Source organism: Serratia sp. Nf2 (assembly GCF_003028435.1).
In the GTDB taxonomy this organism is placed as follows: domain Bacteria; phylum Pseudomonadota; class Gammaproteobacteria; order Enterobacterales; family Enterobacteriaceae; genus Serratia; species Serratia marcescens_L.
In genome coordinates this window covers 336,292-350,935 of record NZ_PYTW01000005.1, presented here as the reverse complement: position 1 = coordinate 350,935, position 14,644 = coordinate 336,292, and the positions used below count along the sequence as shown (strand labels likewise).

Below are 14,644 nucleotides of genomic sequence, written 5' to 3'. Positions count from 1 at the left end.
TTAGTAAGAACGCACTTTCGGCGGGAATGCCGGGCGCAGCTTCGGTTGCATGTTCACTTCACGACGCGTCATGCTTTCCGATTGCGGCAGATACAGCGAATGGCACAGCCAGTTGGCGTCATCGCGTTCCGGGTAGTCGAAGCGGCTGTGTGCGCCACGGCTCTCGGTACGGAAGTTGGCCGACACGGCGGTGGAATACGCGGTCTCCATCAGGTTATCCAACTCCAGGCATTCGATGCGCTGGGTGTTGAACTCGCTGGAGGTATCGTCCAGGCGTGCGTTCTTCAGACGTTCACGGATCACTTTCAGTTCTTCCAGGCCCTTGGCCATCGCATCACCTTCGCGGAATACCGAGAAGTTGTGCTGCATGCAAGACTGCAGCGCTTTGCGAATTTCGACAGGGTCTTCGCCGGAACGGGTGTTGTTCCAACGGTTCAGACGGTCCAGCGAGGCTTCCACGTCGGAGTCGCTGGCGTCACGGCTCTCGCCCTGCTCTTCCAGCGATTCCTGCAGGTGCATGCCGGCGGAACGGCCGAACACCACCAGGTCGAGCAGCGAGTTGCCGCCCAAGCGGTTGGCGCCGTGCACCGATACGCAGGCGATTTCCCCCACGGCGAACAGCCCCGGGATCACCACGTCTTCGCCTTTCTCGTTCACGGTCAGCGCCTGGCCGGTCACTTTGGTCGGAATGCCGCCCATCATATAGTGACAGGTTGGGATAACCGGGATCGGCTCTTTCACCGGATCGACGTGCGCGAAGGTGCGGGACAGTTCCAGAATGCCCGGCAGACGGGATTCCAGCACGTCTTTACCCAAGTGATCCAGCTTCAGCTTGGCGTGCGGGCCCCAAGGGCCGTCGCAGCCGCGGCCTTCGCGGATTTCGATCATGATCGAACGGGCAACCACGTCGCGGCCCGCCAGATCTTTGGCGTTCGGCGCATAACGCTCCATGAAGCGCTCGCCGTGTTTGTTCAGCAGGTAACCGCCTTCGCCGCGGCAGCCTTCGGTCACCAGCACGCCCGCGCCGGCGATGCCGGTCGGGTGGAACTGCCACATTTCCATGTCCTGCACCGGCACGCCGGCGCGCAGCGCCATGCCGACACCGTCGCCGGTGTTAATGTGGGCGTTGGTGGTGGACTGATAAATACGGCCTGCGCCGCCGGTCGCCAGCACGGTGGCCTTGGCTTTGAAGTAAACCACTTCACCGGTTTCGATGCAGATAGCCGTGGTGCCGACCACCGCGCCGTCCTGGTTTTTCACCAGATCAAGCGCATACCACTCGGAGAAGATGGTGGTGTGGTTTTTCAGGTTCTGTTGGTACAGGGTGTGCAGCAGCGCGTGGCCGGTACGGTCAGCTGCGGCTGCGGTACGCGCCGCCTGCTCGCCGCCGAAGTTCAGCGATTGGCCGCCGAACGGGCGCTGATAGATGCGGCCGTCGTCCAGACGAGAGAACGGCAGGCCCATGTGTTCCAGTTCCAGAATCGCTTCCGGGCCGGTTTTACACATATATTCGATGGCGTCCTGGTCACCGATATAGTCGGAACCTTTCACCGTGTCGTACATATGCCATTCCCAGTTGTCCTCGTGGCTGTTGCCCAGCGCGACGGTGATGCCGCCCTGTGCGGACACGGTATGGGAACGGGTCGGGAAAACTTTGGACAGCAGAGCACAGGTCGAGCCCGCTTGGGAAATTTGCAGCGCGGCACGCATGCCCGCACCGCCGGCGCCGATTACGACGGCATCAAACTCTCTGACTGGCAGTTTCATTTAAGCACCCCACACTACGATTGTTCCGTACAGTAAATAGACCAGTAACGCGACCACGACAGCCAGCTGCAACACCAGGCGAACCGCCAGCGGCTTGACGTAGTCCGTCAGCACCTGCCACAGCCCGATCCAGGCGTGCACCAGAATCGACAGCAAGGTCAGCAGAGTGAACACTTTCGTAATGGAAGTGGCGAAGAAACCGCGCCAGATGTCATAAGTGAGTTCCGGGGCCGTGACGAAAAAGCCCAGGATATACAGGACGTACAGGGTGATGATGATAGCGGAAGCGCGCAGCAGCAGCCAATCGTGCACGCCGTTGCGCCCTAATGCAGAAACGTTGTTTACCATACGAGGACTCCAGCCAGAACTGACAGCACGACGGTCAGACCGATCGCCACCTGGGCGGAACGGGTACCGGCGGCCAAACTCTCTTCGATGTAGCCAAAATCCATTAACAAGTGACGGATGCCACCGCAAATGTGATAGGCCAGCGCCGTGAGGATGCCCCAGAATATGAATTTGACGATGAAGCTATTCATGATGGCGGCCGCCTGCAGGAACCCCTCTTGGGAAGAGAGTGACAGGCCCAGCAGCCAGAGGAGGATACCCACGGCAACGAAGGTAATTACGCCAGAGACTCGGTGTAAGATAGACGCTATCGCAGTTACAGGGAACCGGATCGTTTGCAGATCCAAGTTGACAGGTCGTTGTTTTTTCACGTATTTGCCCACACAGCTCTTATTATTTTCCTTCCTCCGGGCCTGGGCGGGGATCAGACAGCGTTAAGAGCCTAAAACCCTTACACGTCACGCGCTCAAACATCAACATCCTCTGTGCTCAAACGGCGCGCATTTATAACGCTGGGTGCTCCTACTTCAGGGTAATCCGGAGACCTGGCGGCAGTATAGGAGGATCACATTCTGATTACAATTCTCATACAACCGCTTTGATAACATTTCCCCCGAACAGTGATTCAGATCACGGATTTCACAATTAGTGCAAAATTAATTATCTGATTTGACAAGAGATCAACATTTCCATTACATATAGGGGCACAAACGGTCCTATGATGCGCTATGGGTCAGCAGATACACTTCCCCCCGGGTTCGAGTTATGCAACAGTGTATTTGACGAACCTATCCCAATAGCCGTTGTTTCCCGCTCGATTTTGCCAGCGTCAAAAAGCAAATAAAGCAAATAAAAACAGATTATTGGGATAGGTTCACATCTCTTCGAACAGCTCATAGGTAAGATTAACAGACTATAACGAATTACTATGAATCGTTAACAACTGGTCACCCGTCTCGTTCGCCTGGTCAGCACTCTGTACCCTACCCGCGCACAGTTGCGCAGTCGCTCACAGAGTTAGCGTCCGCACCATTTTTTTGCGGGCAACCTGCAGAGATTTAAGGTATTTCAGTTGTTAGTGGTTTTTAAAATAAGGCGCTAAGGAGACAGTAAATGACTGATAAGAAAGCGACGCTAACCATTAACGACAGCGAAGCTCCGATCGAACTGGGCGTATTGACACCGACACTGGGCCCTGATGTCCTCGATGTCCGCGCTCTGGGTTCCAAAGGTTATTTCACATTTGATCCCGGCTTTACCTCCACCGCTTCTTGCGAATCCAAGATTACCTTCATCGACGGCGACAAAGGCGTGCTGCTGCACCGCGGCTTCCCTATCGAGCAGCTGGCGAAAGAATCTTCCTATCTGGAAGTGTGCTACATCCTGCTGTACGGCGAGACCCCGACGCCGGAAGAGTTCGAGACCTTCAAGACCACCGTCACCCGCCACACCATGATCCACGACCAGATCACCCATCTGTTCCGTGGTTTCCGTCGTGACTCGCACCCGATGGCGGTGCTGTGCGGCGTGACCGGCGCGCTGGCGGCGTTCTACCACGATGCGCTGGACGTCAACAACGAGCGTCACCGTGAAATCACCGCGTTCCGTCTGCTGTCCAAAATGCCGACCGTGGCGGCGATGTGCTACAAATATTCCCTGGGCCAGCCGTTCGTTTACCCGCGCAACGATCTGTCCTATGCCGGCAACTTCCTGCACATGATGTTCGCCACCCCGTGCGAAGAGTACGTGGTGAACCCGGTGCTGGAACGCGCCATGGACCGCATTCTGATCCTGCACGCCGACCATGAGCAGAACGCCTCTACCTCGACCGTGCGCACCGCCGGCTCTTCCGGCGCCAACCCGTTCGCCTGCATCGCGGCCGGCATCGCCTCCCTGTGGGGACCGGCTCACGGCGGCGCCAACGAAGCGGCGCTGAAAATGCTGGAAGAGATCAAGACCGTCGAGCACATTCCGGAATTCATCAAGCGCGCCAAGGACAAGAACGACTCCTTCCGCCTGATGGGCTTTGGCCACCGCGTGTACAAGAACTACGATCCGCGCGCTACCGTGATGCGCGAAACCTGTCACGAAGTGCTGAAAGAGCTGAACAAGAAGGACGACAACCTGCTGCAGGTCGCGATGGAGCTGGAACACATCGCGCTGAACGATCCGTACTTCATCGAGAAGAAACTGTACCCGAACGTCGACTTCTACTCCGGCATCATCCTGAAGGCGATGGGCATTCCTTCTTCCATGTTCACCGTGATCTTCGCCATCGCGCGCACCATCGGCTGGATCGCCCACTGGAACGAAATGCACGACGAAGGCATCAAAATTGCCCGTCCGCGTCAGCTGTACACCGGCTATGCCGAACGCGATTTCAAATCCCAGCTGAAAAACAAGTAAGCCGCTTTCCCGGCTGAAACCGCACAGCGCCGCCCCTTCGGGCGGCGTTTTTTTTGGTTATTTCTGGCAGCCCGGGCACCAATAAAACGGCCGCGACGACAGTTCGGTACGCACGATCATCCCACCGCAGCGTTCGCAGGGCTCGCCGCTGCGATGAAATACCTTGAAGCGAAACAGCGCGCCGTGATGCCGGTTGTCATCCGCCTGCCCGCGCGTCTGGTAAGAAAGGCGCGGCACCGCCAGCAATGCCTCCGCCAGGCGACGCAGCGCCTCTGGCGTCAGATCCTGCGGTTTGTGCTGCGGCGCCAATTCGGCCTGCCACAGGATTTCGGCGCGCAGATAATTGCCCAATCCGGCAAGAAACGCCTGGTCGAGCAGCATGCCCCCCAGCTGCCTGCGGCGAAAACGCGGCGTCAGCAACCGCTCCGCCACATCGTCTACCGTCAGCGACATGTCCAACACGTCAGGGCCGATGCGTTGCAAAAACGGGTGTTGCTCTATTTCCTCGCGCGGCCCGACGGTAATGTCGGAAGCGCTGTAGAGCAATATCGCGCTGCGGGCGGTTTCCAGCCGCACCCGAAGATCGCGCTTGGTCTCCGGCGTCTCCCCTGCCGCCGCCACTTTCCACACGCCGTACAGCTGGTTATGGCTGTACATTGTCAGCCCATTGGAGAAATGGGTCAGCAGCGCCTTGCCGCGCGGCTCAATGGCGACGATATGCTCGCCGAGCAGACGCTGGCGATAGTGTTTCAGCTGGGGAAAAGCGAAATCGACGGCGGTCAGCGGCTGATCGATCACCGCCGCCGCCAGTTTGTCCGCCGCCCGGCGAATCTCCGGTCCTTCCGGCATAGACCACTCCTTGCATAGACCCGGCGCAGCCCGATGCGCCGGGGATGACATGATTAATGCGTCGCGCCGCCCACCACTTTCAGATCGTGTTCCACCTGCAAAGCGATGGAAACGGCCAACTCCAATGCAAACAGCACCGTCGAGGCCGCCATGCTCGGCGCACCGGGGTGTGCCGCCGCCTGCTCCGGCAGGTACGGGATATGGATAAACCCGCCCTTGACCTCGCGCTGGCCGCTCAAACGGTGCAGCAGGCCATACATGACATGGTTGCACACATAGGTGCCGGCAGTCTGCGAAACGGCGGCCGGAATGCCGGCCTCGCGCATCGAACTGACCATCGCTTTAATCGGCAAGGTACTGAAATAGGCCGCCGGACCGCCGGCGACGATCGGCTCGTCCACCGGTTGCTGCCCCTGATTGTCGGGGATACGCGCGTCGTCGACGTTGATCGCCACCCGTTCAATCGTGATGTCGGTACGGCCGCCGGCCTGGCCGATAGCCAGCACCATCACCGGCTGCACCTCGTCGATCGCCGCATTGAGCGCGTCCAGCGCCGCGCCGAACACGCACGGCAGCTGGCGCGCCACGATGCGCGTGCCGACCAGCTCCATATCATTGAGCTGCTTCACCACTTCCCAGGAGGGGTTGAGGCGCTCGCCACCAAACGGCTCAAAGCCGGTAATCAATACTTTTTGCATCCTTACTCCTACAGGAACATCAGGAAATACAGCAGGAACACGTTAACCAACAGCAGCAGCACGCCGGTCGGCACCTGTGCCTTGATCACCGCATTCTTGTCCGGCAGCTCCAGCAGCGCCGCCGGCACGATGTTGAAGTTCGCCGCCATCGGCGTCATCAGGGTGCCGCAATAGCCGGAGAACATGCCGATCGCCGCCATCACCGCCGGGTTACCGCCGTGTTGCAGCACCAGGATCGGAATGCCGATACCGGCGGTAACGATCGGGAAAGCGGCGAAGGCGTTGCCCATCACCATGGTCAGCACCGCCATACCGATAGCGTAGACTGCCACGGCGATAAAGCGGTTATCGACCGCCAGATACTCCTGGGTCAAATGCGAGATCGCGGTGCCGACGCCGGCGACGGTAAACAGCAGCCCCAACGTGGCGAGGATCTGCGGCAGAATGAACGCCCAGCCGATCGAATCCAGCAAACGCCGCGCTTCCTGCACCGGCTGCAGCGCCTTCTCGTGGGTCATTTTCACCGCGATCGCCAGGCCAAGCAGGCAACCAACGGTCATCGAGAACAGGGTGATCAGCGTCGCGTGGTTGCCGCTGCCGAACACCGCGCTTTGCAATGCCGGCACGTTGTTGAACAGCAGCACGCCGATCACCGTCACCACCGGGATCGCCAGAGCGGGGATAAACAGCTTGTTGCCCAGGCGCTTGGCGCTGGCCTCGCGCTCCTGCGGCGTCCGCTGGTGATAGCTGCCGAGGCGCACGCCGCCGAAGCCGGCAATCAGGGCCATCACCACTACCACCCCGCCAACGATGATATGCAGCACGCGTTTTTCGTTGCTGCCCTCGCCCAGCACGTCGCCCAACAGGCGGTAAGTCCAGTCGCCGACCAGGAACACCAGGCCGTACAGCCCCCAAAACAGCCCGGTGGTGATGCGGCGCGGGTTGGCGCGATCGCGGAAGGACATCACCGCCACAATCAGCAGCACCGCACCGGCCAGCCAGTAGAGGTATTGTTGCTGGAAGTTCATCGTGCCTCCCCCTTCGCCTGCAGCGCCGCCTGATTCAGCTGCGCCAGCTCAGCGCTCAGCCGTTTATCCATTCGATACAGCCGGAACGCGTGGATCAGGAAAGCGAAAATCGCGGTCGGAATGCCCCACAGCGCAATATGCAGCGGCTCGGTCTGAATGCCGCCGGACTCCAGCATAAAGTTGTGCATGAAGATGATCGCGCCGAAGGCCACGAAGATATCTTCGCCGAAGAACAGCCCGACGTTGTCGGTCGCGGCCGACATGGCGCGCAGACGGTGGCGCGTGCGCTCCGGCAGCTCGCCGTAGCGGTTTTCCGTCGCCCCTTCCGCCATCGGCGCCAGCAGCGGCCGCACCATCTGCGGATGCCCGCCCAGGCTGGTCAGTCCCATCGCCGCGGTAATCTCGCGCACGAACAGGTACACGATCAGCAAACGGCCGGCAGTGGCGCTTTTGATCTTAGCGATCCACGCCTGCGCCCGCTCTTTCAGCCCGTGGCGTTCCAGCAGGCCAATCACCGCCAGCGGCAGCAGCAGGATCAGCGGCAGGTTACGGGTGTTGAGAAAGCCCTCGCCGAGCTTTTCCAGAATGACGTCCAGCGGCATCAGCGCCGCCAAACCGGTGATGATGCCGGCGGCGATCACCACCAGCACCGGGTTGAAACGCAATACAAATCCGACCACGATGGCGGCGATGCCAATCAGTGGCCAGAGATTCACGGCCTGTTCCATAGTCTTCCCTCGATATTTTCTAATAGTTTTTTGCTTGTGATGTTGTGTCTTGCTTTACTGCTCCGCGCTGACGCGGATCCCCTGCTGAACAAAACTGTCCCGCAGCTTGCGCGCATACGCCAGCGCATGCTCGCCGTCCCCATGCAGGCAGACGGTTTCCGCCTGAACGGCGGCCCAGACGCCATCAACGCTGCGCACCCGGTGATGGCGCACCATCTCCAGGGTTTGCGCCAGCGCCTGTTCGTCATCTTCGATCAACGCCCCCGGCAAACCGCGCGGCACCAGCGTGCCGTCGGCCTGATACCCGCGATCGGCGAATACCTCCTGCCGGGTGGTCAGACCGAGTTGTTCCCCGGCGCGGATCAGCTCGCTGCCGGCCAGCCCCACCAGCCGCAACGCCGGATCGACCGCCTGCACCGCCCGGGCGATCGCTTCCGCCAGCGCCGGCTCAACCGCCGCCTGGTTGTACAGCATGCCGTGCGGCTTAACGTGCACCATCACCCCGCCCTCGGCACGGGCGATGGCCGCCAGCGCCCCGAGCTGATACACCACCTGCGCGTACACCGTTTCCGGCGGCAGCTGCATGCGGGTGCGGCCGAAGTTCTCCCGATCGGGAAAACTCGGGTGAGCGCCGATCGCCACGCCGTACTGCAATGCCCAGCGCACCGACTGACGCATGGTCTGCGCATCGCCGGCGTGGAAGCCGCAGGCGATGTTGGCCGAACTCACCAATTGCAACAGCGCCTGGTCGTTGGCGCAGCCTTCGCCGAGATCGGCGTTCAAATCAACGATCATGTAACCCCCAGGCAATCTGTCGAAGGAAGAGATCCTGCTCAGCCTTGGCGCGCTGCGCCTCCGTCAGTGAGCAGAGAACGAAGTGGATCGGTTCGCCGAGACGGATCTGCGCCAAGTGGTAGAGATCGGCCTCGATCACGCAGGCGATACGCGGGTAACCGCCGGTGGTTTGCGCATCGGCCATCAGCACGATCGGCTGGCCGTTGTGCGGCACCTGCACCACACCGGGCAGCAGGCCGTGCGACAGCATCTCGCGGTCGGTGGTGCGCTCCAGCGGCGTACCGCCGTGCAGGCGGTAGCCCATGCGGTTGCTCTGCGGGCTGAGCTGCCAGGCGGTGCGCCAGAACGTGTCCTGCGCCTCTTCGCTGAATTCGGCGTACTCCGGCCCCGGCAGCGCGCGGATGCGGTTGGTGAACAGCAGCTGCTTCACGCCGCTGCGGTGTTGCGGCAGCGCGGTGGATTTGCCCAGCGGCAGCCGATCGCCGTCCTTCAGGTTACGGCCTTCGTGGCCGCCAAAGGCGGCTTTCATGTCGGTGCTGCACGAGCCCAGCATTTCCGGCACGGCGATGCCGCCCGAGATCGCCAGGTAGCTGCGCATGCCGCGTTTCGGCGTGCCCAGCGCCAGCCGCTGCCCCTTTTTCACCGGGTAGCGCCAGCCGGTCCACAGCGGCTTGCCGTCCAGCTGCGCGTCGCAGCCGGCGCCGGTCAGGGCGATCCAGCCAGGGCGGGTAAACTCGGCGCTGAACTGGCCGAGGGTGATCTCCAGCCCGGCGGCCTCAGGCGCATTGCCCACCAGCAGGTTGGCGATCTTCAACGCCGGTTGATCCAGCGCCCCGCCGGTGCTGATGCCCAGGCGGCGGAATCCCTCGCGGCCCAAATCCTGCACCGTGGTATAGATGCCGGCACGCAGAATAATCAGCATACGCCCTCCTTCTGCGGCACGAAGCGCACGTTATCGCCCGGGCGCAGCAGCGTCGGCGGCATTTCATGCGGATTGAACAGCGCCAGCGGCGTGCGGCCAATCAGCTGCCAGCCGCCGGGCGTCACCAGCGGATAGATGCCGGTCTGGCCGCCGCCGATGCCGACGGAGCCGGCCGCCACCGCCAGACGCGGCTCAGCGCGGCGCGGCGTCGCCAGTTGTTCCGGCATGCCGCCCAAATAGGAGAAACCCGGCTGAAAGCCGAGGAAATAGACCACGTAGGCCGCCGCCGCGTGGCATTCCACCACCTGCCGCGGCGTCATGCCTGTATGGCGCGCCACTTCATCCAGATCGGGGCCTTGCTCCCCGCCGTAGACCACCGGAATATCCACCTGGCGCGATTCCGGCGTCAGGCTCTCTTTGCTTTCCCAACCTTGCTGCAGCAATGCGAGCATCGCTTCGGCGTCGGCCTGCGGCGTATGCAGCAACAGCGTCAGGTTATTCATTCCCGGCACCACTTCCCGCACGTCGGGGTGGTGATTCAGCTTTTCCGCCAGCGCCCAGATGCGCTGCTGGCTCGGTAAGGTCACCGGCGGCGACAGTTCAAGCACTACCGCTCTCTCACCCAACAGGTAATAACGTGCTTGTTGCACCCTTATTCTCCTTATTATTATCGCGATGAAAAACACACCAGTTATGCGTGACGCGGCCCCGGCTGTCAATAGAACGCAACCATAAGGAAAATAAGGAAATAGCGCGGTAAAAGGATTCAGCCGGCGCACAGGCCGGGCTGGATCCGGGGAAGAAAAAAATCAGGCGGGATTCGGGATATCGATAAAGGTCACATCAAAGCCGTGGTGCTGCGCCAGCCAGTCGCCCAACGCCTTCACGCCGCCGCGCTCGGTGGCGTGGTGGCCGGCGGCGAAGAAATGCACGCCCATTTCGCGCGCGCTGTGAATGGTCTGCTCAGACACTTCACCGCTGATGAACGCATCGACGCCGAAGCGCGCCGCGCTGTCGATAAAGCCCTGGCCGCCACCGGTGCACCAGGCCACCCGGCGAATGTGCTCAGGCGCGTTATCGCCGCAGTGCAGCACCGCACGCCCCAGCCGGCTTTCGATACGCTGCTGCAGCGCTTCGCCGGTCAGCGGCTGTTCAAATTCGCCGTGCGGCACCAGCGGCTCGACGTCGCCAATCACCCGAATACCCAGCGCCTGCGCCAGCTGCGCATTGTTGCCCAGCACCGGATGCGCGTCCAGCGGCAGGTGGTAGCCGTACAGGTTGATGTCGTGGGTCAGCAGCGTTTTCAGGCGGTTGCGCTTCATGCCGCGAACCGCCGGCGCCTCGTTTTTCCAGAAATAGCCGTGGTGCACGATAATCGCGTCGGCCTGATGCGCCACCGCAGCGTCCAGTAGCGCCTGACAGGCGGTGACGCCGGTCACGATGCGCTGCACGTGCGGGCGGCCTTCTACCTGCAATCCGTTGGGGGCGTAGTCCTGAAACGCCGCGGCGTTCAGTTCCGTGTTGATCAGTTGTTCCAGATCGAGGTTACGCATTCTCTTCTCTCTTCATAGTCAAAATGTCTGCCGGTCGCCCTGCGCCATCAGGATGAATTTCACGCCCAGATCGTTGCCCTGCGCCAGCTGTTGCGCAATGGCGGCGCGCGTGTCTTCGCCCTGCTTCAGGGTGGGCTTGATGTGGCTGATCACCACCGGCAAACCGTTCAGCGAGCCATCGCCGCCGCTGTACTGTGTCAGGTTCTTCAGCTCCTTCAGCAGCCAGGCCGGCGTCAAATGGCCGTACAGATGTTTATCCTCCACCCCGTTAGGGTAAGAGGTTTCGATAATCATGCCCTTGAGCTTCTTCTGCTCGACAAGCGGCCCCAGCGCGCGCCAGACGGTATCGAGATCGCGCGACTGCTCCACCTTATCCGGCCCGGTATCGCCGAAGTAGGCGAAGAACTCGCTGCCGTTGGAAATCAGCAGCATCGACGACGGATAGCGATCGTGGCTGAGCGGGTACATCACGCCGGTCAATCCGGTCAGGCCGAGGGTAAACCGCTGCTGCGGCCGCACCGTTTGCAGCCGGTAGGTGCCCAGCCGCGAGCCGTTGCCGGCGTCGGTAAAGTTCGGCCACGCCTTCCAGTTGAAGTAGTGATTACGCAGGGTCAGTACGGTGTCCGCCTGGGCGTAAACGGTTTTTTTATTGTCCTCGGGTGAGCCGACGATCAGCCCCGCCACGTGGTCCAGGTGGCCGTGGCTGATAAAGTAGCTGCCGATCAACTGCCGGAACACATAGCCCTGCGGCGTGTAAGGCGCGGCCAGCTCGGGCGTCACCTGCGGGAAGCTGCCCTTCTCCAGCCCTTTGGCGATGCCCGGCAGCAGCGAACCGGCGTCCAGCGCCACATACCGCGGCTGATTGTCGCTGCGGATCAGGTAGGAGGTCAGATTGCCGTCGCTGACGCCGCCGTCGACGCCGAGCGCCACCACGTCAAAGCCGGCGATCGCCAGCGCCGAATAGCCGCTCAGGCACAGGGCCAGCACCTTTTTCATCATTGCATCGCTCCTTGCAGTTGCCTCAAGACTCTCCCCGTTTTGCCGCCTCGAACGCCGCCAGCGTCTCCAGCCGGGCTTGCTTATGGTCGACGATCGGCAGCGGGTAGTTCAGCGTGCATCGCTGCTTTTCCGCCCAGCGATGGGGGTGATGGATGTCATTGTCAGGCACATCCGCCAGTTCCGGCAACCATTTACGGATAAAAGTGCCTTGTGGATCAAAACGTTCACCCTGAGTCGTCGGGTTGAAGATGCGGAAATACGGCGCGGCGTCGGTGCCGGTGGAGGCCGCCCACTGCCAGCCGCCGTTGTTGGCCGCCAGATCCCCATCCAGCAGTTGCGACATGAAATAGCGCTCCCCGGCGCGCCAGTCGATCAGCAGATCCTTCACCAGAAAACTGGCGCTGATCATGCGCAGCCGATTGTGCATCCAGCCGGTGGCATTCAGCTGGCGCATGGCGGCATCGACGATCGGGTAGCCGGTCTCACCCCGCTGCCAGGCCTGCAGCTTCACCACGTCATCGCACCAGCGCACTTTGTCCGTCCAGGCGATAAACGGCCGATGGCGGCACAGCTCGGGATAGGCCACCAGCAGATGGCGATAGAACTCGCGCCAAATCAGCTCGTTGAGCCAGGCGAAGGCACCGCTTTCGCGATCTTCCAGCAGCTGCGGGCATTCGGCGCGCAGGCGATTGAAGCACTGGCGCGGCGACAGCACGCCGATCGCCAGATAAGGCGACAGGCTGCTGGTGCCGGCGAGGGCCGGCAGATCGCGCTGCCGGAGGTAATCCTGCACCTGCTCGCGGCAAAAGGCGCGCAGCCGCTGCAACGCGGCCTCCTCGCCGGCGGGATAGCCATCCCCAGTCTCCGCCGTGGGGTAATCGAACGCCGCCAGCGCCTCAGGCGCAGGCAACGCGCCACCGGCGCGGATCTTCGGCGCCGGCAGGCAACTCACGTCGGACTCGGTCAGGCGCTGAAGAAAGGCGTTGCGAAACGGCGTATAGACCTTGTACATCTCGCCGCCGCCGGTTAACACGCTGCCCGGCGGCAACAGCAGGCTGTCATCGAAACCGTGGCACCTCACCCGGCCGCTCAACCGCTGTTCCAGCCGCGCATCGCGCCGCCGTTCGTTCAGTTCGTATTGGCAATTGTAAAACAGCGCATCCACCTGCTCTCGCTCGCAATAGTCCGCCAGCCAGTCAATCGACGCGGCAAAGTCCGCACAGGAATGGCAATGCAGTGCAATGCCCTTGTGCGCCAACGCTTGCTGCACCGCCTGCAGGCTGGCGTGGATCAGCGCCGCCTGCCGCGGCGCCATCTCATGTTGCCGCCACTGCTGCGGGGTGGCGATAAACACCGCCAGCACCCGGGCTTCAGGATCGCTGCAGGCGGCGTGCAGTGCTTTGTTGTCGGTGATACGCAGATCGTTACGCAACCAGACCAGATGCGTGGTCATAAAACTCCTTGTCAATCAATGGCCGTAACGCAAACGCAGCGCCTCCGGATAAGGTTCGAAATAGCGTTGTTCTGCCAGATAGCGATCGGGGTATTCCGCCATGTAATGCTTGAGCAGCGCGATCGGTGCCAACAGCGGCTGCATGCCCTGCCGGTAGCGGTCGATCAGGTGCGCCAGCTCCTGACGCTGCGCCGTACTGAGTTGACGGCGGAAATAGCCCTGCACGTGCATCAACACGTTGGTGTGATTGCGGCGCGTCGCCTTGTGCGCCAACAGCGCCATCAGGCGGCTGCGGTATTCCACGGCGAAGGCCTCCAGCGAATCCCAGCGGTGAATATCGGCGACGAAGCGCCCCAGCTCGCGGTACGCCGGCTGCGAATGCGCCAGCAGCGACAGCTTGTAGCGGCTGTGAAACGCGATCAGCCCGCCGCGGGTCAGCCCCTGACGCCACAGCATGTTCAGTTCGTACAACGCGTACACCCGCTCGATAAAGTTTTCCCGCAATGCCGCATCCTGCAATCGTCCGTCCTCTTCCACCGGCAGCCACGGCATCTGGCGCAGCAGTTCGGCAGTAAACAACCCGACGCCGTTTTTACGCGAGTCCTTGCCGTTTTCGCTGTAGACCCGCACCCGCTCCAGGCCGCAGCTCGGTGACTTGGCGCAGACGATGTACCCGCACAGATGCTGCAAGGCCGCCACGCGCTGCGCGGAGAAGCCGCGCATCTCCTCGGTCAAATCCACGCCGGCGTCGTTGCTGTAGCGCATCGCCGGCCACGGCTGCGCCTGTTTCACCAGGCGCAGCGCCGGGCGCGGCGTAGGCAGGCCGATCGCCATTTCCGGGCAAACGGGCTCAAAGCGCACATAGGGCGCCAACTGCTCCACCGCAAAGGCCAGCCGCTTGTGGCCGCCGTCGAAACGCACCGCGTCGCCCAGTAAACAGGCGCTGATGCCGATAGGGATCTTGTCGCTCATACCGCTCTCCCGTGTTGTTGGCCGATGAGGAAAGTGTAGAAGAATGGCTTGCCGAATACGACCTTGCGCTTGATAGGGGCGGCTATAGGCATAAAAAAACCCCCGCCGCAGGGCGAGGGTTCTTCG

Annotated in this window: 15 protein-coding genes; 1 reads left to right on the top strand and 14 read right to left on the bottom strand. The window is 61.7% G+C overall.

Annotated features, from left to right (window positions below; genetic code table 11):
- From sdhA to sdhC, 3 genes are read right to left on the bottom strand one after another with little or no spacing between them, the layout of a single operon-like run.
- The gene (sdhA, locus tag C9411_RS14040; RefSeq protein WP_063991113.1) at positions 1-1,767 is read right to left on the bottom strand and encodes a succinate dehydrogenase flavoprotein subunit; all 1,767 of its coding nucleotides are present in this window, start codon (positions 1,765-1,767) and stop codon (positions 1-3) included.
- Positions 1,768-2,115 (bottom strand): succinate dehydrogenase membrane anchor subunit, encoded by a 348-nt coding sequence (sdhD, locus tag C9411_RS14035; RefSeq protein WP_004939891.1) that lies wholly within the window; start codon positions 2,113-2,115, stop codon positions 1,768-1,770.
- Positions 2,109-2,498 (bottom strand): succinate dehydrogenase cytochrome b556 subunit, encoded by a 390-nt coding sequence (gene sdhC, locus C9411_RS14030; protein WP_004939893.1) that lies wholly within the window; start codon positions 2,496-2,498, stop codon positions 2,109-2,111. The genes sdhD and sdhC overlap by 7 nt, the downstream gene beginning before the upstream one ends.
- Positions 2,499-3,228: 730 nt before the next feature.
- On the opposite strand from sdhC, the gene C9411_RS14025 reads away from it, so the two are divergent.
- Positions 3,229-4,521 (top strand): citrate synthase, encoded by a 1,293-nt coding sequence (locus C9411_RS14025; protein WP_016928730.1) that lies wholly within the window; start codon positions 3,229-3,231, stop codon positions 4,519-4,521.
- A gap of 57 nt (positions 4,522-4,578) precedes the next feature.
- On the opposite strand, the gene nei is transcribed toward C9411_RS14025, so the two are convergent.
- From nei to C9411_RS13970, 11 genes are all read right to left on the bottom strand, one after another.
- Positions 4,579-5,370, bottom strand: coding sequence for an endonuclease VIII (nei, locus tag C9411_RS14020; protein WP_107227289.1), 792 nt, complete (start codon positions 5,368-5,370; stop codon positions 4,579-4,581).
- Between the two features lie 53 nt (positions 5,371-5,423).
- On the bottom strand, positions 5,424-6,068 hold the full coding sequence (gene pcp, locus C9411_RS14015; RefSeq protein ID WP_033655163.1) for a pyroglutamyl-peptidase I: 645 nt from the start codon (positions 6,066-6,068) through the stop codon (positions 5,424-5,426).
- Positions 6,069-6,076: 8 nt separating this feature from the next.
- Positions 6,077-7,096 (bottom strand): DUF979 domain-containing protein, encoded by a 1,020-nt coding sequence (locus C9411_RS14010; RefSeq protein WP_107227288.1) that lies wholly within the window; start codon positions 7,094-7,096, stop codon positions 6,077-6,079.
- Positions 7,093-7,824 carry a DUF969 domain-containing protein gene (locus C9411_RS14005; protein WP_063991110.1) on the bottom strand — a complete coding sequence of 244 codons (732 nt, stop codon included), beginning with the start codon at positions 7,822-7,824 and terminating at the stop codon, positions 7,093-7,095. Before C9411_RS14005 ends, C9411_RS14010 begins: the two co-directional genes overlap by 4 nt.
- Positions 7,825-7,878: 54 nt before the next feature.
- Positions 7,879-8,619, bottom strand: coding sequence for a 5-oxoprolinase subunit PxpA (gene pxpA, locus C9411_RS14000; RefSeq protein WP_107227287.1), 741 nt, complete (start codon positions 8,617-8,619; stop codon positions 7,879-7,881).
- Positions 8,609-9,541, bottom strand: a complete 933-nt coding sequence (pxpC, locus tag C9411_RS13995) for a 5-oxoprolinase subunit PxpC (RefSeq protein WP_107227286.1) — start codon at positions 9,539-9,541, stop codon at positions 8,609-8,611. Before pxpC ends, pxpA begins: the two co-directional genes overlap by 11 nt.
- On the bottom strand, positions 9,535-10,191 hold the full coding sequence (gene pxpB / locus C9411_RS13990; protein ID WP_004939909.1) for a 5-oxoprolinase subunit PxpB: 657 nt from the start codon (positions 10,189-10,191) through the stop codon (positions 9,535-9,537). The genes pxpC and pxpB overlap by 7 nt, the downstream gene beginning before the upstream one ends.
- A 159-nt stretch (positions 10,192-10,350) precedes the next feature.
- Positions 10,351-11,094 carry a type 2 GTP cyclohydrolase I gene (locus tag C9411_RS13985; RefSeq protein WP_025301873.1) on the bottom strand — a complete coding sequence of 248 codons (744 nt, stop codon included), beginning with the start codon at positions 11,092-11,094 and terminating at the stop codon, positions 10,351-10,353.
- Positions 11,095-11,112: 18 nt separating this feature from the next.
- On the bottom strand, positions 11,113-12,093 hold the full coding sequence (locus tag C9411_RS13980; protein WP_107227285.1) for an MBL fold metallo-hydrolase: 981 nt from the start codon (positions 12,091-12,093) through the stop codon (positions 11,113-11,115).
- 22 nt (positions 12,094-12,115) lie between these two features.
- Positions 12,116-13,546, bottom strand: coding sequence for a deoxyribodipyrimidine photo-lyase (gene phrB / locus C9411_RS13975; RefSeq protein WP_107227284.1), 1,431 nt, complete (start codon positions 13,544-13,546; stop codon positions 12,116-12,118).
- 15 nt (positions 13,547-13,561) lie between these two features.
- Positions 13,562-14,518 (bottom strand): DUF523 and DUF1722 domain-containing protein, encoded by a 957-nt coding sequence (locus C9411_RS13970; RefSeq protein WP_033647169.1) that lies wholly within the window; start codon positions 14,516-14,518, stop codon positions 13,562-13,564.
- Positions 14,519-14,644 lie beyond the last annotated feature (126 nt).